This window comes from Arthrobacter sp. Y3223065 (genome assembly GCF_059090885.1).
In genome coordinates, this window is the sequence record NZ_JBNHGC010000002.1 from 107801 (window position 1) to 129855 (window position 22055).

The 22055-nt window shown below is 67.1% G+C and carries 24 protein-coding genes and 1 tRNA gene; 17 read left to right on the forward strand and 8 right to left on the reverse strand.

The annotated features are described in order from the left end of the window. Window positions 1-17: 17 nt before the first annotated feature. From AC5RUK_RS05370 to AC5RUK_RS05420, 11 genes are all read left to right on the forward strand, one after another. Window positions 18-353, forward strand: a complete 336-nt coding sequence (locus AC5RUK_RS05370) for a YnfA family protein (protein ID WP_493989614.1) — start codon at window positions 18-20, stop codon at window positions 351-353. Window positions 354-449: 96 nt separating this feature from the next. Continuing rightward, window positions 450-1232: an SGNH/GDSL hydrolase family protein gene (locus AC5RUK_RS05375; protein WP_493989613.1), complete on the forward strand. Its 783-nt coding sequence runs from the start codon at window positions 450-452 to the stop codon at window positions 1230-1232. A 121-nt stretch (window positions 1233-1353) separates the two neighbouring features. Beyond that, complete coding sequence (locus AC5RUK_RS05380) at window positions 1354-1845, forward strand: MarR family winged helix-turn-helix transcriptional regulator (RefSeq protein WP_493989612.1); 492 nt, start codon at window positions 1354-1356, stop codon at window positions 1843-1845. Between the two features lie 413 nt (window positions 1846-2258). Continuing rightward, window positions 2259-2495: a 50S ribosomal protein L28 gene (rpmB, locus tag AC5RUK_RS05385; RefSeq protein ID WP_136785732.1), complete on the forward strand. Its 237-nt coding sequence runs from the start codon at window positions 2259-2261 to the stop codon at window positions 2493-2495. Continuing rightward, a complete protein-coding gene (rpmG, locus tag AC5RUK_RS05390; protein ID WP_127512989.1) occupies window positions 2495-2662 on the forward strand; it encodes a 50S ribosomal protein L33 in 168 nt (55 codons plus the stop codon). The genes rpmB and rpmG overlap by 1 nt, the downstream gene beginning before the upstream one ends. Window positions 2663-2664: 2 nt before the next feature. Beyond that, window positions 2665-2970 carry a 30S ribosomal protein S14 gene (rpsN, locus tag AC5RUK_RS05395; protein WP_493939214.1) on the forward strand — a complete coding sequence of 102 codons (306 nt, stop codon included), beginning with the start codon at window positions 2665-2667 and terminating at the stop codon, window positions 2968-2970. Window positions 2971-3323: 353 nt separating this feature from the next. Then, window positions 3324-3608, forward strand: a complete 285-nt coding sequence (locus AC5RUK_RS05400; protein ID WP_493989611.1) for an HU family DNA-binding protein — start codon at window positions 3324-3326, stop codon at window positions 3606-3608. A gap of 147 nt (window positions 3609-3755) precedes the next feature. Beyond that, a complete protein-coding gene (locus AC5RUK_RS05405) occupies window positions 3756-4367 on the forward strand; it encodes a hypothetical protein (protein ID WP_494107476.1) in 612 nt (203 codons plus the stop codon). Between the two features lie 36 nt (window positions 4368-4403). Continuing rightward, window positions 4404-5081, forward strand: a complete 678-nt coding sequence (locus tag AC5RUK_RS05410; protein ID WP_494151597.1) for a copper resistance CopC family protein — start codon at window positions 4404-4406, stop codon at window positions 5079-5081. Beyond that, window positions 5074-7275 (forward strand): bifunctional copper resistance protein CopD/cytochrome c oxidase assembly protein, encoded by a 2202-nt coding sequence (locus tag AC5RUK_RS05415; protein WP_493989608.1) that lies wholly within the window; start codon window positions 5074-5076, stop codon window positions 7273-7275. The genes AC5RUK_RS05410 and AC5RUK_RS05415 overlap by 8 nt, the downstream gene beginning before the upstream one ends. Next, entirely contained in the window at window positions 7272-9311 is a 2040-nt protein-coding gene (locus tag AC5RUK_RS05420; RefSeq protein WP_493989607.1) for an NHL domain-containing thioredoxin family protein, read from the forward strand. The genes AC5RUK_RS05415 and AC5RUK_RS05420 overlap by 4 nt, the downstream gene beginning before the upstream one ends. 80 nt (window positions 9312-9391) lie before the next feature. On the opposite strand, the gene AC5RUK_RS05425 is transcribed toward AC5RUK_RS05420, so the two are convergent. Continuing rightward, window positions 9392-10378 (reverse strand): hypothetical protein, encoded by a 987-nt coding sequence (locus AC5RUK_RS05425; RefSeq protein ID WP_494151598.1) that lies wholly within the window; start codon window positions 10376-10378, stop codon window positions 9392-9394. Window positions 10379-10492: 114 nt separating this feature from the next. Here AC5RUK_RS05425 and AC5RUK_RS05430 point away from each other — a divergent pair, with 114 nt between their 5' ends. After that, window positions 10493-10972, forward strand: a complete 480-nt coding sequence (locus tag AC5RUK_RS05430; RefSeq protein ID WP_493989605.1) for a nucleoside deaminase — start codon at window positions 10493-10495, stop codon at window positions 10970-10972. A 9-nt stretch (window positions 10973-10981) separates the two neighbouring features. Here the strand turns inward: AC5RUK_RS05430 and panD are convergent, their stop codons facing one another. Then, the gene (panD, locus tag AC5RUK_RS05435; RefSeq protein WP_494107479.1) at window positions 10982-11398 is read right to left on the reverse strand and encodes an aspartate 1-decarboxylase; all 417 of its coding nucleotides are present in this window, start codon (window positions 11396-11398) and stop codon (window positions 10982-10984) included. A 137-nt stretch (window positions 11399-11535) separates the two neighbouring features. Here panD and AC5RUK_RS05440 point away from each other — a divergent pair, with 137 nt between their 5' ends. Next, window positions 11536-12414 carry a hypothetical protein gene (locus AC5RUK_RS05440; protein WP_494151599.1) on the forward strand — a complete coding sequence of 293 codons (879 nt, stop codon included), beginning with the start codon at window positions 11536-11538 and terminating at the stop codon, window positions 12412-12414. A 72-nt stretch (window positions 12415-12486) separates the two neighbouring features. Here the strand turns inward: AC5RUK_RS05440 and AC5RUK_RS05445 are convergent. The 5 genes from AC5RUK_RS05445 to AC5RUK_RS05465 form a co-directional block, all read right to left on the reverse strand. After that, window positions 12487-12560, reverse strand: a tRNA-Gly gene (locus AC5RUK_RS05445). A gap of 74 nt (window positions 12561-12634) precedes the next feature. Continuing rightward, window positions 12635-13903, reverse strand: coding sequence for an ABC transporter ATP-binding protein (locus tag AC5RUK_RS05450; protein ID WP_493989602.1), 1269 nt, complete (start codon window positions 13901-13903; stop codon window positions 12635-12637). Between the two features lie 24 nt (window positions 13904-13927). Continuing rightward, complete coding sequence (locus AC5RUK_RS05455; protein ID WP_493989601.1) at window positions 13928-14770, reverse strand: carbohydrate ABC transporter permease; 843 nt, start codon at window positions 14768-14770, stop codon at window positions 13928-13930. Beyond that, window positions 14770-15720 (reverse strand): carbohydrate ABC transporter permease, encoded by a 951-nt coding sequence (locus tag AC5RUK_RS05460; RefSeq protein WP_494121499.1) that lies wholly within the window; start codon window positions 15718-15720, stop codon window positions 14770-14772. Before AC5RUK_RS05460 ends, AC5RUK_RS05455 begins: the two co-directional genes overlap by 1 nt. A 23-nt stretch (window positions 15721-15743) precedes the next feature. After that, a complete protein-coding gene (locus AC5RUK_RS05465) occupies window positions 15744-17063 on the reverse strand; it encodes an extracellular solute-binding protein (RefSeq protein ID WP_493989600.1) in 1320 nt (439 codons plus the stop codon). Between the two features lie 221 nt (window positions 17064-17284). Here AC5RUK_RS05465 and AC5RUK_RS05470 point away from each other — a divergent pair, with 221 nt between their 5' ends. The 4 genes from AC5RUK_RS05470 (at window position 17285) to dcd (ending at window position 20504) form a co-directional block, all read left to right on the forward strand. Then, the gene (locus AC5RUK_RS05470; RefSeq protein WP_494107482.1) at window positions 17285-18100 is read left to right on the forward strand and encodes a DUF1684 domain-containing protein; all 816 of its coding nucleotides are present in this window, start codon (window positions 17285-17287) and stop codon (window positions 18098-18100) included. Window positions 18101-18151: 51 nt separating this feature from the next. Further along, window positions 18152-18769 carry a DinB family protein gene (locus AC5RUK_RS05475; RefSeq protein ID WP_494107483.1) on the forward strand — a complete coding sequence of 206 codons (618 nt, stop codon included), beginning with the start codon at window positions 18152-18154 and terminating at the stop codon, window positions 18767-18769. Window positions 18770-18863: 94 nt separating this feature from the next. Further along, window positions 18864-19721, forward strand: a complete 858-nt coding sequence (kynA, locus tag AC5RUK_RS05480) for a tryptophan 2,3-dioxygenase (RefSeq protein ID WP_494151600.1) — start codon at window positions 18864-18866, stop codon at window positions 19719-19721. Between the two features lie 201 nt (window positions 19722-19922). Further along, window positions 19923-20504 carry a dCTP deaminase gene (dcd, locus tag AC5RUK_RS05485; RefSeq protein ID WP_494121139.1) on the forward strand — a complete coding sequence of 194 codons (582 nt, stop codon included), beginning with the start codon at window positions 19923-19925 and terminating at the stop codon, window positions 20502-20504. A 25-nt stretch (window positions 20505-20529) separates the two neighbouring features. On the opposite strand, the gene AC5RUK_RS05490 is transcribed toward dcd, so the two are convergent. Then, window positions 20530-21906, reverse strand: coding sequence for an MFS transporter (locus tag AC5RUK_RS05490; RefSeq protein ID WP_493989595.1), 1377 nt, complete (start codon window positions 21904-21906; stop codon window positions 20530-20532). Window positions 21907-22055: the final 149 nt, after the last annotated feature.

A 22055-nucleotide genomic window follows, 5' to 3' on the forward strand; every position in this document is an offset into this window, starting at 1 on the left:
CTTGGGATACTGGCTGGATGACGATCGCCAAATCCGCCATCCTTTTTGTCCTCGCCGCCATCGCGGAGATCGGCGGCGCTTGGCTGGTCTGGCAGGCAGTCCGCGAAGGCCGGGACTGGTGGTTCGCCGGCCTGGGCGTGATGGCCCTGGGCCTGTACGGTTTCATCGCCGCCCAGCAGCCGGATGCGAACTTCGGCCGGGTGCTGGCCGCGTACGGCGGAGTGTTCATCGCCGGGTCACTGGCCTGGGGGATGCTGCTGGACGGATTCCAGCCGGACCGCTGGGATTACATCGGCGCCGGGCTCGCGCTCGCCGGGGTCGCTGTCATCATGTACGCACCGCGCAGCGGCTAAGCGGCGGCCGTGGTCCGCGCCCCTGCTGCCGACCGCCAGCCCACGGCCGCCGACGCGCGGGCCGCTGCCGGAACGGTTCTTTGTTAATCTGGTCCGGTGACTTTTGCGAAGCGTTTTGTGGCCTTGGGGGATTCGTTCACCGAAGGGGTAGGGGACAAGGACCCCAACCTGCCCAATGGCGTGCGCGGTTGGGCCGACCGGGTTGCCGAGCAGCTGATGCTCGCCGATACCGGCTGGGGCTACGCGAACCTGGCCATCCGGGGCAAGAAGATCTCCCAGGTTCTCAACGACCAGGTCGACGCCGCCGTAGCGCTCCGGCCGACCGTGGTGACCCTCTATGCCGGCGGCAACGATATCCTGCGCCCGCGGGTAGACATCGACGCCCTGATGGCCGGGTACGAAGCCGGGGTGGCCAAGCTGGCCGCCACCGGGGCCGACGTCGTGCTGTTTACCGGCTTTGACACGGTGGCCTCGGCGGTCTTCGGCAAGACCCGCGGCCGCACCGCCATCTACAACGAATGGGTGCGGGAGATCGCCGACCTGCACGGAGCCAAAATCGTTGACTACTGGCGGATGCGCGAGTTCCGTGACTGGCGCTACTGGGACGACGACCGCCTGCACATGTCCACCGCCGGACACACCTTGATGGCCAAGAAGGTTTTGGAAGTGCTGCAAGCCGAGGACATCATCGACTTGCCGGCGCTGCCTGACCTGGCGGCACTGACCCGCCGCCGCGCGATGGCCGCCAATGTCCGGTGGGCCCGGGAGTACCTGGGCCCGTGGATGGGGCGCCGGCTGCGCGGCACGTCTTCGGGGGACTCGCTCACCGCGAAGTACCCGCAGTTAACGGGGCTCCACGCCACCGGCCGAGCGGGGTAAGGGCCGCACAGAAGCGGATCGGCGCGGGCCCGTCGCGGGGGCGACCGGTGGCCGGTCCTTGTCCCGGCGCCCCTGCCGCCAAGAACACTTGAAGCCTCAAGTTTTATGGCAGAATAGGGGTATGACTTCTGCACGCTGGCTCGACCCCGAAGAACGCCAGGCCTGGCTGGCCTTGCTGGCGGTGTCCACCCTGTTGCCGGGCAACCTTGACGCCCCGCTGTACCGGGAAGGAAAGCTGACGCTCTTCGACTACAACGTGCTGGCCATGTTGTCCGAGGCGCCGGACCGGTCGCTGCCCATGAGCGAGCTGGCCTCCCGCACCTATTCCTCGCTGTCCCGGCTCTCGCACGTGGTCAAGAAGCTCCAGGGCCGCGGCTGGGTCTCCCGGACGCAGTGCGCCGAGGACGCCCGGGTGACCATGGCGTTGCTCACGGATGCGGGGATGGCTGCGATCGTGGCCCTCGCGCCGGGACATGTCGAAACCGTGCGCCAGGCGGTTTTCGACGGACTGGACCGCAAGGATGTCCGGGATCTGGAGCGCATCGGCAAGAAGATCGTGCAGCAGTTGGAGCCCAGCAGCTGGGTGCTGCGCGAACCGCGGCTGAACAGCTGAGCCGCGCGCCCGGCACCGCGGCTCGCCGCCGCCGTCGTTGGCTGGCAGTTGGTTTGATCCAAACCGCCGCTGCCCCTAAGATGGAGAGGCGTTAAGTCACGCAACTTTGGCACCCCCTTGCCCAGGCAGAGGATGGCGACGTGGCGTGGCGTCCGTGTTTACCTAGAATTGAGGGTCGCGGATAGGCCGTGCTTCCCCCGGGAAGTACGCGGTTTATCGCACCTGACTTCACCGTCTTCCCCGCGGCGAGGCACTTCGGCTGGATCTCACCCCGCCAGGTTCACCTCCGGAAAGTCGCAGTAATAACGGTGTCACAACTGGTGGCGGGCGCTCTTACACGCAGATTCGCAGGCCGCTTTACTTACGTCTCTGCGTCAGGTCCGTCAATATTTACTACAACTGGAGGAGAGATCATGGCAGCACATTGCCAGGTGACCGGAGCCGAGCCCGGCTTTGGCCACAGCATTTCGCACTCGCACCGCCGCAACAAGCGCCGGTTCGATCCGAACATTCAGAAGAAGCGCTACTGGGTTCCGTCCCTGCGCCGCAACGTTACGCTGCAGGTTTCCGCCCGCGGCATCAAGACCATCGACGTCCGCGGCATCGACGCAGTCGTTGCCGAGCTCCTCGCGAAGGGTGTGAAGCTCTAATGGCAAAGGACAAGGACGTACGTCCCATCATCAAGCTGAAGTCCACCGCCGGCACCGGCTTCACCTACGTGACCCGGAAGAACCGTCGTAACGACCCGGACCGCATTGTCCTGAAGAAGTACGACCCGGTTATCCGCAAGCACGTCGAATTCCGAGAGGAGCGCTAAACATGGCCAAGAAGTCCAAGATTGCTCGCAACGAGCAGCGCAAGGTCGTTGTCGAGCGTTACGCCGCGAAGCGTGCCGAGCTGAAGAAGACCCTGGTCGACGTCAACGCGACCGACGAGGCCCGCGAAGAGGCTCGGCTGGGCCTGCAGAAGCTGCCCCGCAACGCGTCCCCGGTCCGCGTCCGCAACCGTGACCAGATCGACGGCCGTCCCCGCGGCACGCTCCAGAAGTTCGGGATCTCGCGCGTGCGTTTCCGCACGATGGCGCACAACGGCGAACTGCCGGGCATCAAGAAGTCCAGCTGGTAGGAAGCCGGCTGGCTTCCTGGTGAAGCTGCTTCAAAGGGCGGCGGTCCATTCGGGACCGCCGCCCTTTGCCATGTCCGGGATGCATCGGGCAGGCGGCGGGAAGAACGACGGCGGTGCAACACGGAACCGGGCAGCCGGGGGCGCGCGGAAACGGCCCATCATATGCTCTCGGCGCAAAAAGCGGACCCCGCGGGGCGAAATCGGTCCAAAATCAGGGTATTTCGCTAAAAATTCCGCCAGATTCCGCGGATTTTGCCGGATCCGGGCGGCCAAGCTGGTAAGTTTTCGCTCAGTAGCTTTTCCGCAGCCTGCGGAGGCTCTGACCAAACCGAAGCAGTCCAGGAGGACAAAAATTGGCTATCAATCGCAGTGAACTCGTTGCAGCTGTTGCAGAGAAGGCCGGCACCAGCCAGACCGCAGTGAACGGTGTCCTGGACGCCGTGTTCGACATCTTCGCAAACTCCGTTTCCAAGGGCGAGAAGATCACCATCCCGGGCTGGCTCGCCGTCGAGCGCACCGACCGTGCGGCCCGCACCGGCCGCAACCCGCAGACCGGCGAATCCATCCAGATTCCGGCAGGCCACAGCGTGAAGCTGACCGCTGGTTCCAAGCTGAAGGCTGCTGTCGCTAAGAAGTAGTTTTCCCACCAGACTTCCGCAGGACCGTCACCGGCAACCGGTGGCGGTCCTGCTCTTTAACGCGTTAACTTCTACCGGCGGTAAAATAGCCGGGCGGGGCGTGCGCCATGAGCACGCCCGGAAGCATCGGGACGGAGGACTCAGGGCATGGTCCAGCGGGAAGCGCGGCTGCTGCGCGGGTGGCTCGGCGCTGCCGTGGCCACCTCCGCGGCTGCGCTGTCGCACTTTGCCGGTGGAGGACATGCGCCGGCCCTAGCCGTCTGGACACTGTCCCTCGCCCTCTCCGGGCTCGTTTGCGTGGGCCTGGCCGGCAAGTCCCTGTCCTGGCCGCGCCTGTTGGCCGCGGTGGGGGGCAGCCAGGCCATCTACCACCTGCTCTTCCGGATGGGCCACGGCGCCCCTGCGGGAATTACCCCGGGCCCGGGAGCCCATGCCGGACACGGCATCTCGTTGCCTCCCGGCGAATCGGTGGCGGCCGTGCCAGCCCCGCCGGCTGCGGCCGAGGATCCGGCGATGCTGGCAGCCCACCTTGCTGCAGCCGTTGCCACGGTCCTGTTGCTGCGCCGCGGTGAGCAAGCGGCCGCGGCCCTGGCCGGAACCATGTCGCTGGCAATTCCGCGCCGGCTGTACAGCTGGCATCCGGTACCGCGGGCCAGGCTCGCCGTCCCGGGGGTACGGGCTGTCCGCACACTCGCGGCGCTTGGCGCACCGCTGCTTTCCCTGCGCCACCGGGGACCACCCCTGCATCACGCTTTCTGACCGGCGCACGTGCGCATCCCTCAACGAAAGAACGTGATGAACCCCCAAACGAACACCCCTGCACCCGTCCGCGTTGCCACCTCCGGGTCTTCGGCCGCCAGGCAGCGCCGCGAGGACGCCCGACGCACTGCCCAGCAGGCTGCCCTGCGCCGGCTGCTCGTGGCCGCCTTGGTTGCCATGCTGCTGTGGCTGTCGGCGGCGCTGGCGCTGGCACGTCCGGCGTCGGCCCACGACGAACTGATCGGATCCATCCCGGAAAACGGCGCCGTCCTCGACGTCCAGCCCGAGAGCATCGTGCTGGAGTTCAGCGCGAATGTGATGGATATCGGCACCACCACCCAGGTCCTGGACACCGCCGGCACCGACTGGGCCGCCGGCGCACCGGTGCTCGGCGGCCGCGAGGTCACCATTCCCCTGCAGGACGGCATGCCCGACGGCGACTACCAGCTGGGCTGGCGGGTTGTCTCCAGCGACGGCCATCCGATCGAAGGAACCACGAAATTCTCCCTTGCGGCCGGTGGCACCGCCTCGCCCGCGGCGTCCGTGTCCGCGGCCGGCGGATCCGGCGACACCGCCGAGGCGGCCGGGGAAGAGGACGGGCCCAGCGGCGCCGGACTGTTCCTCGCGCTGGGCGCCGGCACGCTGGCCATCCTGGCCGGGCTGGCCGCCTTCGTGATGAGCAAGCGGGGCGGAGGCGCTGGCGGTCGTGGCTGAGAAGCTGACCCCTGCAGCTGACCGGCGTCCTGCGGCCATCACCGCCGACGGGATCGGCAGGGGATGGCTCCTGGCCGGTGTGGTTGTCCTCGTCCTGGCGCTGGCGGCCGCCCTGCTCTACTCCGGGGCGGCCGCTACCCGCCAGCTCTCAGACCCCGGCGCCTTGACCCGATGGGCGCTGCCGGTGGCCAAGGCCGCCAACAACACCGCCCTGGCGACAGTCATTGCGGCGCTGCTCTTCGCCGTCGGAATCCTGCCCAAGCAGTTGCGTCCCGGCCGCAGGCCGGGCAACGGCGACGAGGGCCCCGAGCATCCCGCCTTCACGGCCGCACTGCGGCTGGCCGGGGGCGCCGCCGTCGTCTGGACGCTGGCGGCCATGGCCGTGCTGGTCTTCAGTTTCTCCGACGTCGCCGGGCTGCCCGTGAGCGGGGACGCCAGTTACACCGCCGGCTTCATCGGCTTCATGACGGACATCGGGACCGGCCAGGCTTGGCTGTCCATCACCATCGTGGCCGCCGTCGTGGCCACGCTGATCTTCGGACTCCGCTCCCTCCCCGGGCTGGGAGCCACCCTGGCGCTGGCCACCATCGGCGGGCTGCTGCCGATGGCCCTGATCGGGCACTCGGCCGGCGGCGACGACCACTACGGGGCCGTGAACTCCATCGGACTGCACCTGCTGGGTGCCTGCCTCTGGGTGGGCGGAATCATCGTGCTCGCGGTCATCTCCGGGACGCTGGGCAGCAAGGACCTCACCGGGCAGGTGCTGCGCCGCTACTCATCGCTGGCGCTGATCAGCTTCGGCCTGGTTTTCTTCTCCGGCATCATCAACGCGTCCATTCGGATCACCTCGCTGGACCAGCTCTCCAGCCCATACGGGGTGCTCGTGGTGATCAAAGCCCTCGCCACGCTGCTGCTGGGGGCGATCGGCTTCATGCACCGGCAGTGGATCATCCCCGAACTCGGAACGAAGTCCGGCAAGCGCGTCCTCTGGCAGCTGATCACCGTGGAACTCCTCATCATGGCGGCGGTCTTCGGCGTGGCCACGGCGTTGGCCCGCACCGCGCCGCCCACGCCCGAGGAACTGCCGCCGGACGCGTCCCCGGCACGCATCCTGACCGGCTACGAGTTGCCGCCGGAACTGGTCGGGAGCAGTTGGCTGACCGTCTGGCGGTGGGACTGGCTGTGGGTGACGTTCGCCTTGGTCACCGGCATCGCCTACCTGGTGGCAGCCGCCAGGCTGCGCCGGCGCGGCGATGGCTGGCCGGTGGCGCGGACCATTAGCTGGATTGTCGGCCTCCTGTTGCTCACCTATGTCACGTCGGGAGCGCCGGCGGTCTACGGGATGGTGCTGTTCAGCGCGCACATGCTGGACCACATGGCCCTGACCATGGTGGTGCCGCTGTTCCTCGTGCTGGGCTCGCCGGTCACCCTGGCGCTGAAGGCGCTGCCGTCGCGCCGCGACGGCAGCAAGGGCCTGCGCGAATGGATCCTCTGGCTGGTGCATTCGAAGTATTCCGCGGTCATCACCCATCCGCTCTTCACGGCAGCGAACTTCGCCGGCTCGATCATCATCTTCTACTACTCGCCGCTGTTCGGCTTCGCCCTGCGCGAGCACGTGGGGCACGAGCTGATGAACCTGCACTTCCTGCTCACCGGCTACCTGTTCATCCTCTCGATGATCGGCCAGGATCCGCTGCCGCGGCGCGCGCCCTATCCGTTGCGGCTGTTGCTGCTGTTCGCGACGATGGCCTTCCACGCTTTCTTCGGCGTCGCCCTCACCAGCTCCACGGCCCTGATCCAGGCCTCCTGGTTCGGCAGCATGGGACGGGAGTGGGGACTGCCGGCCATGGACGACCAGCAACTCGGCGGGGCCATCATGTGGGGCATCGGGGAAATACCCACCCTCTGCATCGCCATCGGAGTGGCAATTGCGTGGTCGCGGTCCGACGCGCGGGAAACAAAGCGTAAAGATCGTTCGGCCGATAGGAATAACGACGCCGAACTGGCGGCTTATAACGATATGTTTGCCAAGATGGCCCGGCAGGATGCACGCGTGGTCCCGCCGGGGGCAGCAAGGCCTGCCGCCGGGCCGGGCACGGACTCCGGCGACCATGAACTTCCGACAACCACCACCGGGCAGCCGCCCGTTCCGGAACCGGATGATGCCGGCCGGGCACAAGGAGAAACCAGATGACTGAGGCAGCCGACACCATCCGCAGCAACTACCGGGTCCGCGCCTCCGACCTGGTGGGCCGCAACTGGCTCAATACCGGCGGCAAACAGCTGGGGTTGGAAGACCTGCGCGGCAAGATCGTGCTGCTGGACTTCTGGACCTTCTGCTGCATTAACTGCCTGCACGTGCTGGACGAACTGAGGCCGTTGGAGGAAAAGTACAAGGACGTGCTGGTCACCGTCGGCGTGCACTCCCCGAAGTTCGAGCACGAGGCCGACCCCGTGGCGCTGGCCGCTGCCGTGGAGCGGTACGAAATCCACCACCCGGTGCTCGATGATCCGGAGCTGGACACCTGGCAGGCCTACGCCGCCCGGGCCTGGCCGACGCTGGTGGTCGTGGACCCCGAGGGCTACATCGTGGCGCACCTGTCCGGCGAAGGCCACTCCGGCGGCTTGGCGTCGCTGGTGGAGGAACTGGTGGCCGAACACGAAGCCAAGGGCACGCTGCACCGCGGCGACGGCCCGTACGTGCCGGCAGAAACCACCGCCGGCGACCTGCGCTTCCCGGGCAAGGTCATTCCGCTGCCGGACGGCGTCGGCTCAGCCGGCGGGTCCTTCCTGGTCAGCGACACCGGTCACCACCGGCTGGTGGAACTTGCCGCGGACCTGTCGACCGTGCTCAAGACCTACGGTTCGGGCACGAAGGGCTGGCAGGACGGGCCGGCCGACGCCGCGCAGTTCAACGAGCCCCAGGGAGTGGCCCTGCTTCCGGAAGGGATCCGCGAAAAGGCGGGCTACGACGTCGTTGTTGCGGACTCCGTGAACCACCGCCTCCGCGGCCTGTCCCTGGCCACCGGCGAGGTGACCACGGTTGCCGGCAGCGGAGTGCAGCGGCTGCTCGATGCCGACTCCCAGCGCACCGCCCCCGGGCTAGCCGAAGCCGGTCCCGGATCCGTGGCCGACGAAGCGGCTTCCGGGGAAGCGCTGGGGGAGGAGCTGGCAGAAGCCATCGCATCGGGCCGGGAGCAGCTTCCCGCCGACCCGCTCGCCGTCTCGCTCAGTTCGCCGTGGGACGTCCTGTGGTCGACCCGCTTGGAGGCCGTGGTGATCGCCATGGCCGGCGTGCACCAGATTTTCACCTTCGATCCGGCGTCCGGTGCGGTCGACATCCTTGCCGGTACCGGGCTGGAGGGCCTGCAGGACGGCGAGGCCGCCGCGGCCTGGTTCGCCCAGTCGTCCGGCCTGGCCGAGGACGCGGCGGGCGCGATTTGGGTTGCGGACTCGGAAACGTCGGCCCTGCGCAAGATCTCCTTCGTGGAGGTCAAGGGCGGGCACCGGGCGCAGGTTTCCACCGCCGTCGGCACTGGCCTCTTCGACTTCGGATTCCGCGACGGGGAGGCAGCCGAGGCGCGGCTGCAGCATCCGTTGGGCGTGGCAGTCCTGCCGGACGGCTCGGTGGCCGTGGCGGATACCTACAACGGGGCGGTACGCCGTTACGACCCGGTCGGCGGGACCGTCTCCACCCTGGCGCGCGGCTTGGCCGAGCCGTCCGACGTTCTGTTGGACACCTCTGCAGTGGCCGGCGGCGGCGAGCCGCTGCTGCTGGTGGTGGAAACGAACAAGCACCAGCTCGTCCGGCTTCCACTCCCCAAGGAAGCCCTGAAGGTGGACGAGGGGGCCTCGCAGACGCAGCGGCCCAAGACCGAGGTCTCGGCCGGGCCGCTGGCGCTGACTGTCCGCTTCGCAGCCCCCACCGGCCAGAAGCTGGATGACCGCTGGGGAGACCCGACCCAGCTGAAAATTTCTTCTTCACCGGAGAACCTGCTGGTTTCCGGCGCCGGCACCTCCGTGGGGCTGGTGCGCGAACTGGTGCTGTCCGACGAGGTCGGCGAGGGCGTCCTGCACATCACCGCACGGGCGGCGGCCTGCGACGGCGAACCCGGCGGCGAGATCCCGGACCATGCCGCCTGCCACCTGTACCAGCAGGACTGGGGCATCCCCGTGGTCATTGGCTCCGGAACCGGCGAGATGACCCTGGACCTGCGCGGACTGAACTAGGCCGGCCGCGGGGCAGGACTGCCGGCGCCGGCGGCGGACAGGACAGCCTGTCCGCCTCCGGTGCCCCATGTGGAGCCGACTCAGTACTCCACGACGGGGGTCAGGGTCACGTTGCCGCCATTGACGGACAGCCGGCCGGTGAAGCCGAACTCCTGCTCGATTTCCCGCTCGACGGCTGCGCCGGTGAACAAATCGATCTCCACGACGTTCAGCTTGGCGATGCCGGTCAGCGGGCTGAGGACCCAACTGCCCTTGAACGGCTCTATCTTGACGTCCGGATATTTCACGATCGACCAGTTGATGGTGCTGTCCTGGACGCGGTCCATCGCTGCGCTGAACGGGCAGCCGGAGGGCTGCAGCACGCGCTGCTCCGCGCACGAGTCAAGGAAGGCGTTGACCTGGGCGCCCAGGTCCGCAACGAGCTTGGGCGTGGCTGCCGTCGCCAGCGAGAGCCGGGCGTCCTGTGCGTTTTGCGGGCCGGTCAGCACGGATTCGACGACCGGGGCGGCGAAGTAGTCGCTGGCGTAGTGGGCCTCGAAGGTTCCGGGATAGAACACCGCAAAGGAATTCTTGCCATCCGGCAGGGCCACCCGGGTGCCGTTGAGGGAGGCTTCGTTCTCGTTGACCACGTCCACGCTGATGGTGGGAAGGGTGCTGGGCACGAAGGACCACTGGTTGAAAAAGAGCCACGTCGTGCCGGTCTTTTCCAAGGTGAACGTCGAGGTGTGCGCGTCACCGCCAACCGTGTAATGGACGGGCAGGTCCACCTTGTCCTCGCCCGCCGGCACCGGGTCCCCGATTTCCAGGTCTTCGAGATCCTCTACCGAGGCCTTGAGCGCGGCGCCGTCGAGCATGGCGGCGTTGGCGTCCGGCACGGTCGCGTGGAGCAAACCCAGCGCCGCACCGCCGTCGCCGTCTTCCAGCGCCTTGAAGTACGCCTTCACCTGGTGCTGCGGGCTGAACACGAACGCATTGACCAGCATGATCGTCAAGGCAGCAGCGGCCACGGCAAGCATCAGGCACAGCAGCCACGTGGCTACGGTCCTGAGCACTGTCGAATTTCCCACCCGCCCTACGTTACCTGCTGGCGGGGCGCGTTACCTGTTGGCGGCGCGGTTCCAAGGTATCAGCGTGGGCTGTGTAACACGCCGGAAAATGTGCCGCTCTGCCATAATCGGCTCATGGAAACGGCAGCGGAGGACCTCACGCATCTGCGGCGCTGCGTCGAACTGGCCCGCGAAGCATTGGACGACGGCGATGAGCCGTTCGGCTCGGTGTTGGTCGATGCCGGCGGCGACGTGCTGTTCGAAGACCGCAACCGGGTCAAGGACGGGGACCATACCCGGCATCCGGAGTTCGAGATTGCCCGTTGGGCCGCCAGGAACCTTCCACCCGAGGAGCGCCGTGCGGCGACCGTCTACACCTCGGGCGAGCACTGTCCGATGTGTTCGGCAGCGCACGCCTGGGTTGGTCTGGGACGGATTATCTACGCTGTGTCATCGGATCAGTTGGGCCGGTGGCTGGCGGAGTGGGGCATAGCGCCGGCGCCCGTCGCCGCGTTGCCGATTCAGGTGGTCGCGCCGGGAATCCCGGTCGGCGGGCCATCCGACGAGCTGGCGGACGAGGTCCGCGAGCTGCACCGGCAGTTCCACCGGCTCTAAGCTCAGGGACTACTGCTGAACCGCGAACGGCGGGCGCATCAGCCCGTCGTCCACTGACTCCGCCGGATCGGAGCCCAGCTCAACGATCCTGTTGCCGGCGTCCACGTGCACCACGGACGGCACGAAGGACCTGGCCTCGTCATCGGTCATGTCGGCGTAGGTGATCAGGATGACGAGATCGCCTTCGTGCATCAGGTGGGCGGCCGCACCGTTGATGCCAAGCACGCCTGAGCCGCGTTCGCCAGCGATGGCGTACGTCTCCAGCCGGGCGCCGTTCGTGACGTCCACAATGGAAACCAGCTCGCCGGGGAGGATGTCGGCGGCGTCCAGCAGGTCGAGGTCCACGGTCACGGACCCGACATAATGCAGATCCGCATGCGTGACCGTCGCGCGGTGGATTTTGGACTTGAACATTTTGCGCATCATCGCCTACCAGTTTAGTCTCCACCCCGGCCGCCCATGAAAGGGTTCCCGATCTGGCCCGGCGGCGGCGGCAGGTCTAGGGTGGAGCCACAGGGGGCAACAACCTGCTGAGCGAGAGCGATCGAAGCAGGAGGCATGCGATGAGTTCGGAAATCGGCAGCAGCAGGCGCGACGACGGCGGCGTGCGGCCGGGAGACGATGTTCCGGCAACTGCCCGGGAACCGCGGGACGTTGGAACGGAGCCCGCGCAGGCGGAACCTCTGCCGACCGAGGCGATGCCCGTGGCAAACCAGGACCGCACGCGCAGCGACCAGCCGGAAACGGCGGTTTTCGGCAGCCAGGCCACGGCGGACGACATGGACCCGGATGCCGTCGGCGGCAGCCCGGATGATGGGATCTACGCCGAGCGGAGCTATCGGGACACCAGCGCCTACCGCCCCGAGGCAACCCTCGACGAGGAATTGCTGTACCAGCGGCAGCACAATGCCTACGGCGGGCTGAGGCTGGGGTCTGCGTTTTTCGGCTGGCTGACCGCCACGGCCATGATCGTGTTGCTCACGGCTGCCGCCGCCGGTGTTGCCGCGGCTATCGGCGTCGCCAGCAATACCGAAGTGCGCGGCTGGCTGGACAGCATCGCCGGCGGCGACGGGCAGGCAGCCGGGATTGCCGGGGCGGCGGTGGGGGCCATCATCCTGATCGCCTATTTCGGCGGGGGCTACGTGGCCGGACGGATGGCGCGGTTCGACGGCGTCCGGCAGGGCTTCGCGGTCTGGCTTTGGGGCCTGGTCATGGCGGTCATCGCGGGTGTGATCGGGCTGTCCGCCGGTGGACTTGGCATGCTGACGGGACCGGCGCCGGTGATCGACCGCCCCGTCGGGCAGCTGGCGATGCCGGGCCTGATTGCGCTGGCTGTGGTGCTGCTAGCGAGCCTCGCCGGGTCGCTCCTCGGCGGTGCCGCGGGTATGCACTACCACCGGGCCATCGACCGTGCGGGCTTCGTGCCGGACGACGACGAGTAGGGCGGCGGCTTCCTGCCGGCAGAGGACAAACAAAGGCACCCCGGTCCGAGGGGCCGGGGTGCGCAGTGCGAGTGGAGCGGGCGACGGGAATCGAACCCGCGTATCGAGCTTGGGAAGCTAGCGCTCTACCATTGAGCTACGCCCGCACAGGATCCGCCGTGGAAGCCGGATCCGTCAACAACGAAACCGAGTTTACCCCAGTTCGGCGGCTGTCCGGAATTCAGGCCGGCTGGCCGGCCGTGGAGGCTTCACGTTCGCGGGCTTCGGCGATTTCCTCTGCCCGGGCACGGTTGGCCTCCTCCGTCAGCGCCGCGCCGGCCGAGGCATCACGGGTCAGGTTTTCACCGGTCTCGGGGTCGAACAGATGCATCTTCCGCGTGTCCAGCCACAGTTCGGCGGAGCGTCCGCCGCGAATCCGGCTGGCGGCATCCAGCGTGACCACGATCTGCGGCCGCAGTTCTTCGGCGTCCATGTCGCTGGCCAGCGAATTCAGCAGCTCCCGCACGGCGGGATCCGGGTCGAAGTTGATGTAGCCGTACTGCTCGTTCCCCAGCCACTCGGTGTGGGTCAGTTCGGCCGTGAACGTGGATCCCCGGTCCTTCTTGTGTTCTTCCACCAGCGAGGCGTCCTCAAAGAACTCGGGCCGCAGACCCGCGAGCACGACCTTCCTGCCTTCGGCCGCCCTGGCCCTGTCACCGGCTACGGGGATGTCGCCGATCGGCGTCTTCAGGACGCTGCCCTCCAGGGTGGCCGGCAGGAAGTTCATGGACGGCGATCCGATGAAGCCTGCCACGAACAGGTTGACGGGCTGCTCGTAGAGTTCCCGTGGGGAAGCGATCTGCTGCAGCAAGCCCTTTTTCAGCACCGCCACCCGGTCGCCAAGGGTCATCGCCTCGGTCTGGTCGTGCGTGACGTAGACGCTGGTGACTCCCAGCCGCCGCTGCATCTGCGAGATCTCGGAACGCATCTGGCCCCGCAGCTTCGCGTCCAGGTTGGATAGCGGCTCGTCGAAGAGGAAAGCATCGGCCTGGCGCACGATCGCCCGGCCCATGGCAACACGCTGCCGCTGGCCGCCGGACAGGTTCCCCGGCTTGCGCTCCAGATGGTCGGTCAGTTCCAAGGTCTTCGCGGCACCGGTGACACGCTTCCGGATGTCGTCCTCGGTGAACTTACCCTTGGCCAGGCGCAGCGGGAACGCGATGTTCTCGAACACGGTCAGGTGCGGGTAGAGGGCATAATTCTGGAAAACCATGGCCAGGTTCCGGTCCCGGGGGGCTTTCTCGTTGACGCGCTCGCCGTCGATCAACAGGTCGCCGGAGGTGATGTCCTCGAGCCCCACGATCATGCGCAGCAGGGTCGACTTGCCGCAGCCGGACGGACCCACCAGGATGATGAACTCGCCGTCGGCGATGTCGATGCTGACGTCGTTGACGGCCGCGAAACCGTCGCCGTACTCCTTGACGAGGTTCTGCAGCGTGATCGATGCCATGGGATTTCCTTTCCTGCCGCGGGCTCAGCCCTTGACGGCGCCTTGGGTCAGGCCGGAGACGATTTGGCGCTGGAACAGCAGGACCAGCAGCACGATGGGAATGGTGACGATAATGGCCGCCGCGGAAATGGCGCCGACGGGGGATTCGAACTGGGAGGCGCCGGTGAAAAACGCCAGCGCCGCGGGAACCGGCCGCGCCGCTTCGGTGGACGTCAGCGAGATGCCGTAGACGAAGTCGTTCCACGCGATGAAGAAGGCGATGATCGCCGTCGTGAAGACGCCCGGTGCGGCCAGCGGCACGATGGCCTTGCGGAACGCCTGCCAGGTGGTGGCCCCGTCAACCTGTGCGGCCTGTTCCAGCTCCCACGGGATCTGGCGGAAGAACGCGGCCAGGGTCCAGATGGAGATGGGCAGGGTCAGGGAGAGGTAGGGGATGATCAGCCCGGGCCAGGTGTCATAGAGGCCGATGGTCCGCCAGACATTGAACAGCGGGGTGACGATGGAGATGACCGGGAAGATGGACACCGCCAGCGCGGTGGTCAGGATGACCTTCTTGCCCGGAAAATCCAGCCGCGCGATCGCGTAGGCGCACAGCGTGGCCAGCACGACGGCGATGAAGGTAGCGATCAGCGCGATGCCGATCGAGTTCCACAGGGAGCTGAGGAACAGCCCCTGCGCCGAGCCGACCAGGATCTGCTCGTAATTGGCGCCCGTCCACGTGCCCGGGAGGAACTTGCCGGACGTCAGGTCGCTGGGCAGCTTGAACGAGGTGGCCAGGATGGAGGCCACCGGGAACAGGGCATACAGCACCACCAGCACGGAGATGATGGTCCACGTAACCCGCTCCTTGGTCCGCAACGCTCGCATCACTTGCCTCCTCTCTGGCCGGCAAGGTCGACCTTGAACAGCTTGACGGCAATGAAACAGATCAGCAGTACGCACACGAAGAGCAGCACGGAAACGGCCGAGCCAAGCCCGATCTCCAGCCGCCCGATGGACGTGCGGTAGGCCAGCAGCGAGAGCACCTCGGTGTTGAACGCACCGTTGGTCATGATGAACACGTTGTCGAAGATACGGAACGCGTCAAGCGCCCGGAAGAGCACGGCCACCATGATCGCGGCCTTCATGTTCGGTAGGACCACCCGGCGCATCCGCTGCCACCAGGTAGCGCCGTCAACCTCGGCCGCCTCGGTCAATTCGTCGGGGACCTGGGCGAGGCCGGCCAGCAGCAGCAGCGAGATGAACGGGGTGGTCTTCCAGATTTCGCTGGCCATGATCACGGACAGCGAGGTCCAGGTGCCGGCGAACCAGTTGAGGTCCTCATCGATCCCGGGCACCCAGTTGAACCAGGCATTCACGAAGCCGGAGTTGATGTCGAACATGTAGAACCAGGCAAACGCGGAGACAACGGTGATAATCCCGTACGGGACCAGGATCGCGGTCCGCAGCCAGCCGCGCACCGCCTTGAGCGCCTTGTGCATGACCAACGCCAGGGCGAAGCCCAGGATGAGTTCGACGACGACGGTCACCACAGTGATCAGCAGCGTCACACCGAGGTCCCGCCACCACACGATATCGGTGAGGATCACCGCGTAGTTGCCCAGCCCGAGGAACTCGCGTTCGTCGGGCGCGGTGAGCCGGTAGCTGAAGAGCGAGTCGAACAGCGCCTGCAGGATCGGGTAGGCCGTCACGGCCAGCATGAGGAAGAACGCCGGCCCGGCCAGCAGCCAGCCGAGCCGCCGCTCCGCCTTGGCCCGGTCGCTGTACTGCTGGACCGCCCGGCGCCGGCCGGCCCGTCCCGTCCGGCCGTTCGGCAGGGTTGGAATTTCGGTCGAGGTGCTCACAGCAGGTTCTCCCCCCGTAAGACGGAGACGATGAAGTCGGAAGTCTCCTGCGGCGTGGTGGCCGGATCCACTTGGGACGGCGGGGCGAAGTTCTGCTGCAGGCTGGTGGAAACTTCGTTGTAGAACACGGTTTGCGGCCGCGGTGCGGACATCTCCAGCGACTCCCGGATGGCGTCGGCCATCGGGAAGGCTTCCTCGATCCGCGGATCCTCGTAGGCCTCGGTGTTCGAGGGCGGATTGCCGTTGGTGATGAAGTACTCGGCTTGGTTCTCCGGGGCGACGATGCATTCAATGGCCGCATAGGCCAAATCCGGGTGTTCGCTGGCCGCCCCGACGCCCAGGTTGATGCCGCCGAGGGGCGGAGCGGTGGGGTCGGTTTCGTTCATCTGCGGGTAGAGCGTCCAGCCGATGTCCTCGATCAGCGAGGCATCCACCGTGCCGTCTTCAGCGGCGGTGTTCGTCGCCGGCCAGACGAACGGCCAGTTGACCATGAACGAGCCCTCGTCGCCCTGGAACAGGATCATGGAATTGTTCTCGTCCTGGGTCGGCAGGCCAGGGCCGCCCAGTCCCTCCCTGCCGATGGTGGAAATGACCTCTGCCGCTTCCGTACCGGCCTCGCTGGCCAGGCCCAGTTGAATCTGGTCCGCGTCCGCCTCGGGGTTCTCCAGGATTTGGCCGCCGGCCGATTCGACCAACGCGTTCAGCCAGACGGTCATGGACTCTCCGCGCTGGCCCTGGACGCCCAAAAACTTCTCCTGCTCGGCCGCGGCATCCATCAGCTGCTGCCAGGTGACCGGCTGCGTCATGTCCAGCCCCGCTGCCTCGGCCACGGACTTCCGGTACCACAGCAGCTGCGTGTTGGCCCAGAACGGGACGGCGACCAACCGGTCTTTCCAGGTTGCCCCTGCCAGTGCGCCCTCCACGACATTCTGCGTGGTGCGCTGGGCCACCTCGTCCGGGACCGGCGCCAGGAAGCCGGGTTCGGCCAGTTCCGGGATGAACGGCGGATCCAGGCTCATGATGTCCAGCGACGCGTCGCCGGCCGCCAGGCGCCGGGCCAGCTGCTCGCGCTGCGACGCGGCTTCATTGGGCAGCAGCGAGGTTTCGATCCGGTACTCGCCGCCCGCCTGCTCGGTGCACAGCTGCGCGATGGCGGCCTGCCCGCCGTCGTCGGGATTGATATACCAGGTCAGCGTGGGGGGCCCCTCCCCGGAGCCGCAGCCAGCCAACAGCGTGGCGCCCAGTGCCAGCGTCACTGCTGCCCCCAGGCGGGCTGTTGCGCGCCGGCGGCGCCGCCGGATTCCGTCTCTGGGCATCGGCATGAGCCTCCCATTCTGGTAGACGCACTGGCCGCCCGGCTTCCGTTGCGCTTTGTGCCACGCAGCCTTGTGCAATAGAGCGTATGCGCATGCAGGCGAATGCGCCATGGTTCCGGACGCCAAGCGTCCTGCCGGCCCGGGGGGAATACCGCGCGGCGGGCGGCACGTTGTGCCCGTACGCCAGGCAATTGCCCGGCGATGATTTTGGGAAGGCGGGCATGACCAATCCACGTGATGAGACGCGCAGGCGGGAAAGCTGGCTCCGGTTCAGGGACAACCGCAACCAGGCGCTGGCGGCGGAGCACGGCTGGCTCACGCTCACTTCGCTGCAGTGGCTGCCGGCCGAACCGGCGCGGCTGGAGCAGGTCACCGGCCTGTGGAGCGCCAACGGTCCGGCATCCGGCGGCGGCCACGCCTCGTTGACGGCGACCGCCGACGATGGCTTGTACCGGGCAGAAAGCGGGGAGCCGGCAATAGGCACCTTGACGGCAACCCTGGGAAATGAGGAATCGCTGCTCTGGGTGCGCCGCGGCAGCATCGCCGTCGAATTGGCCGTCCGGGGCGACCGGTACGCGGTCCGGACCCGGGACAATGACTCGCCCAACCGGCAGGATTTCGACGGCGTCCCGGTTTTCGAGTACAACCCGGACCTGGTGGTATCCGGCCGGTTCGAAGCGTATCCGGAGCCCGTCACCCTGCAGATTGCCACGTCAAACCCGGACGTGGGCGGGATCGCCACCGCGGTCGGGACCGTCAGCTTCGAATTGGGCGGCACCGTCCACACCTTGGTGGCGGAACCGGAGAAACTGGGCGCCTTGTCGTTGAACTTCCACGACGAAACCAACGGAGACAGCACCGCCGGCTGGCGCTCCGTGGTTACCCGCCGTCCCGGCCCCGACGGCACGGTACTGATCGACTTCAACCGGGCCACCAACTTTCCCAGCGCCTTCACCGACTTCGGCATCTGCCCGATGCCGGTGGAGGGCAACATCATCGCGGCACCGGTGGAAGCCGGGGAGCGCCGCGTGAGCTGACATTCGCTGGGAACGGTGGCGCCGACGGCAGGTCTACGGCATCATCATCGGATGGAACCAACGGCGGAAGATTTCCGCACCATCACCGATGACCTGACCAGCCGCTTGGCGGAGCTCCCCGACGATGCCTGGGACAAGCCCGCGCTGGAGCTGGAGTGGAGCTGCCGCGAGACGGCGGCCCACGTCATGGACGACTTCGCGTTCTACGCCCTGCAGCTCTCAGGCCGGAAACCGCCGCAGGACGGCTACGTGGTGCTGCTGGACCCGCCGCCGTGGCGCCCGGGCGGGCCGCCCATCCTGTTCTGGCCCGACCCTGCCACGGGAACGGCCGGCATCGCCAGTTGTTTCGATGCCGCCGCTGGATTGCTGTACGCGGTGACGGCCGCTGCCCCCGACACCCACCGCGGCTACCATCCGGCCGGGACCTCGGACGCCTCCGGTTTCGCGGCGATGGGCATCGCCGAGGCCGTGCTGCATGGATTCGACATCCTGGCCGTCCACGGGGTCGGATACCGGCCCGACGAAGCTGTCATAGGGCGGGTCCTGAACCGCATCTTCCCGGCGGCGCAGCGCACGGACGATCCCTGGCAGGATCTGCTCGGCGCCAGCGGCAGGACGCCCGAAACCCGCGGCCGGAAGTGGCGGTGGGACTCCTCGGTCCGTGGCTGAGGGCGCCCAGCGCGGCGGCCGGGGCATTCGCGGCGTCGGGGCCGTAGGCTGGTAGCAGGCCTGCAACGAGGCAGGAGAACCGACGGAAGCCGCCATGACCGTAGACAAGAACACCCGACGCCTCGAGGAAGACATCGAGACCGATTTCTCGGACAAGATGAGTTACGGCTCCTATCTGTCCTTGGACCAGTTGCTCTCTGCCCAGCACCCGGTCAGCAGTCCGGAGCACCACGACGAGATGCTGTTCATCATTCAGCACCAGACGTCCGAGCTGTGGTTGAAGCTGGTGCTGCACGAGCTGCGCACCGTGCGGCAGAAGCTGCGCGACGACGACCTGCGGTTCGCCATGAAAGGCATCGCCCGGATCAAGCACATCCAGCGCTCGCTGACCGAGCAATGGTCGGTGCTGGCCACGCTGACGCCGTCCGAATACGCCGAATTCCGCGGCGATTTGGGCGCGGCGTCGGGCTTCCAGTCCTACCAGTACCGGGCCGTGGAGTTCCTGCTGGGCAACAAGAACAAGGGCATGCTGGCCGTCTTTGCGGACGATCCCGCCGCTCAGGCCATGCTCGGCGAGCTGCTGGAACAAAGCAGCGTGTACGACGAATTCCTGGCCTACCTGCACCGGCACGGCTACCCGGTTCCGGCGGAACTGCTGGACCGCGACGTGACCGAGGCGCACGAGTTCAACCGGCAACTGGTGGGGACGTTCAAGGCCGTCTACGAGAACGCCCGCGCGAACTGGGACGTCTATGAGGCCTGCGAAGAACTGGTGGACCTGGAGGACAACTTCCAGCTCTGGCGTTTCCGGCACCTGAAGACGGTGGAGCGGACCATCGGGATGAAGCATGGCACCGGCGGATCCTCCGGCGCCGGCTTCCTTCGCCGGGCGCTGGAGCTCACCTTCTTCCCCGAACTGTACGCGGTGCGCACGGAAATCGGCAAGGCCTGACCGGCGGCTTCGAAGCTGCCGGCGGAGGCCGTTCGTTCCCCCGCCGACAGCGGCCCGGCGGCCGGCCAACGAGGTGCTGCGGCCCGCCTGGTTCAATGGTCGCACCCCGGCATCGATCGGGACAGGGGCCAGATTCAAGAGCCCGCGGGGCGGCCGCGTCATGCGTCAGGGGAGAGGGCCGGTCCCGTGTATTTTTGAAGGGTGCTGATCTCCGACCGCGATATTCGTGCCGAACTGGACTCCCAACGCATCGTCCTGGATCCGTTCCAACCGGACATGATCCAGCCCTCAAGCGTCGACGTGCGGCTTGACCGGTTCTTCCGGCTGTTCGACAACCACAAGTATGCCCACATCGACCCGGAGCTGGAGCAGCCGGAGCTGACCCGGCTGGTGGAGGTGGACCCCGAGGAACCGTTCGTCCTGCATCCCGGCGAATTCGTGCTCGGCTCCACCTACGAGACGGTGACGCTGCCCGATGACATAGCAGCCCGGCTGGAGGGCAAGTCCTCGCTGGGCCGGCTGGGCCTGCTGACCCACTCGACGGCAGGGTTTATCGATCCCGGTTTCTCCGGGCACGTAACGCTGGAGCTCTCCAACATGGCGACGCTGCCGATCATGCTCTGGCCGGGCTCCAAGATCGGCCAGCTGTGCTTCTTCCGGTTGTCCTCGCCGGCGCAGCATCCGTACGGTTCCGGCGAATACGGCAACCGTTACCAGGGCCAGCGCGGCCCCACGGCTTCGCGCAGCTACCAGAACTTCCACCGCACGGTCATCGAACGCTGATCCGGGCCGGGCCGGGCCGGGCGGCTCAGGCGCTGGGGGTGCTGGCGCGCTGGATCCGGGCCGGCGTCTTGACCGGCAGCAGTGCCAGCAGGCCGGCCAGCAGCACCACCAAAATGCCCAGGATGCCGTGACGCTGTTCGCCGAAGACGGTGATGGACAGGGCAAACAGGGACGGGGCCAGGAAGCTGACGGCGCGCCCGGTGGTGGCGTAGAGGCCGAAGAACTCGCCCTCCTCGCCGCGCGGTGCCAGCCGGGCCAAGTAGGCGCGCGACGACGATTGGGCCGGCCCAACGAACAGGCACAGCAGCAGGCCGAAGACCCAGAACGTGGTATCACCGGACCACGCGTTGCCCAAGAACACGTGGTTCCCCGGGCCCAACGCGAAAATGGCGACGGCGGCGACGATTAGCCCGATCAACGAACCCACAATGACGTTCTTCGGGCCGATGCGGTCGTCCAGCACTCCGCCCGCCACGGCACCGAACGCGGCGACAACGTTTCCGGCGATGGCGAAGACAATCACCTGGCTGAGCGAGAAACCGAAGGTGCCCGCGGCGATCACCCCGCCAAAGGTAAATACCGCCGCGAGCCCGTCGCGGAAAATGGCGCTGGCGATCAGGAAGAAAATCGTGTGCGGGCTGGAAGTGAAGATTGCCTTGATGCGGCGGAAGAGCAGCCCGTAGGACGCAAAGAAACTGAGGGACGCGGCCGCAGGCTGGCGCGGGATCTCCGGGACGGCGAAAAGTACCGGCAGCGCGAAGGCCATGAACCACACGGCGCAGAACACCGCCACCAGGCGGATGTTCAGTCCGTTCTCCGCAGTCGCCCCGAACCATCCGGTTTCCGGCAGGACAAACCCGATCAGCACCAGGGCAAGGGCCACGACTCCGCCGACGTAACCCATGGCCCAGCCGAAGCCGCTGACCTTGCCAATGGTCGACGGCGTGGAGATCTGGGTGAGCATCGCGTAGTAGTTCACATTCGCGAACTCGAAAAAAATGTTGGCCAGCGCGATCAGTCCCACGCCCAGGAAGAGGAAGCCGGGGGAGGGGAAGACGAAGAAGCACAGGCCGGTCAATACTGCGACAGCCACGCTGTTAAGCCCGAGCCAAAGCCTGCGGCGGCCCCCGGTGTCGGAACGCTGCCCGGTGACCGGGGCCAGCAGTGCGATGGCCAGCCCGGCGATGGCCAGTCCGTAACCGAGGATTTCGGACGCGAAGGCTTCGCCGCCGAACGCATCGCTGGTCAGGTAAACGGTGAACACAAACGTTGTCATGACCGCGTTGAAGGCCGCCGAGCCCCAGTCCCAGGAGGCCCAGGCCAGGACGTGCTTTTTATTCAACCGCTCCGCGGCGACGCCGCCCGCATCTTGGGTTGCCGGAATGCCGGCCGAGTCAGTCATACCGCGATGCTATCCGTTTCGCCTGCTGCGAACTTTGAGCAGCGCCGGGAGACCGCGTGAATCTTTGGCGAACAGGCAGATCGCCCGCTTGCGGGGGGCTTCCCGACGGCTGTTTGTGACTCTCCACGGGCGCCGCACCGTTTATGCCA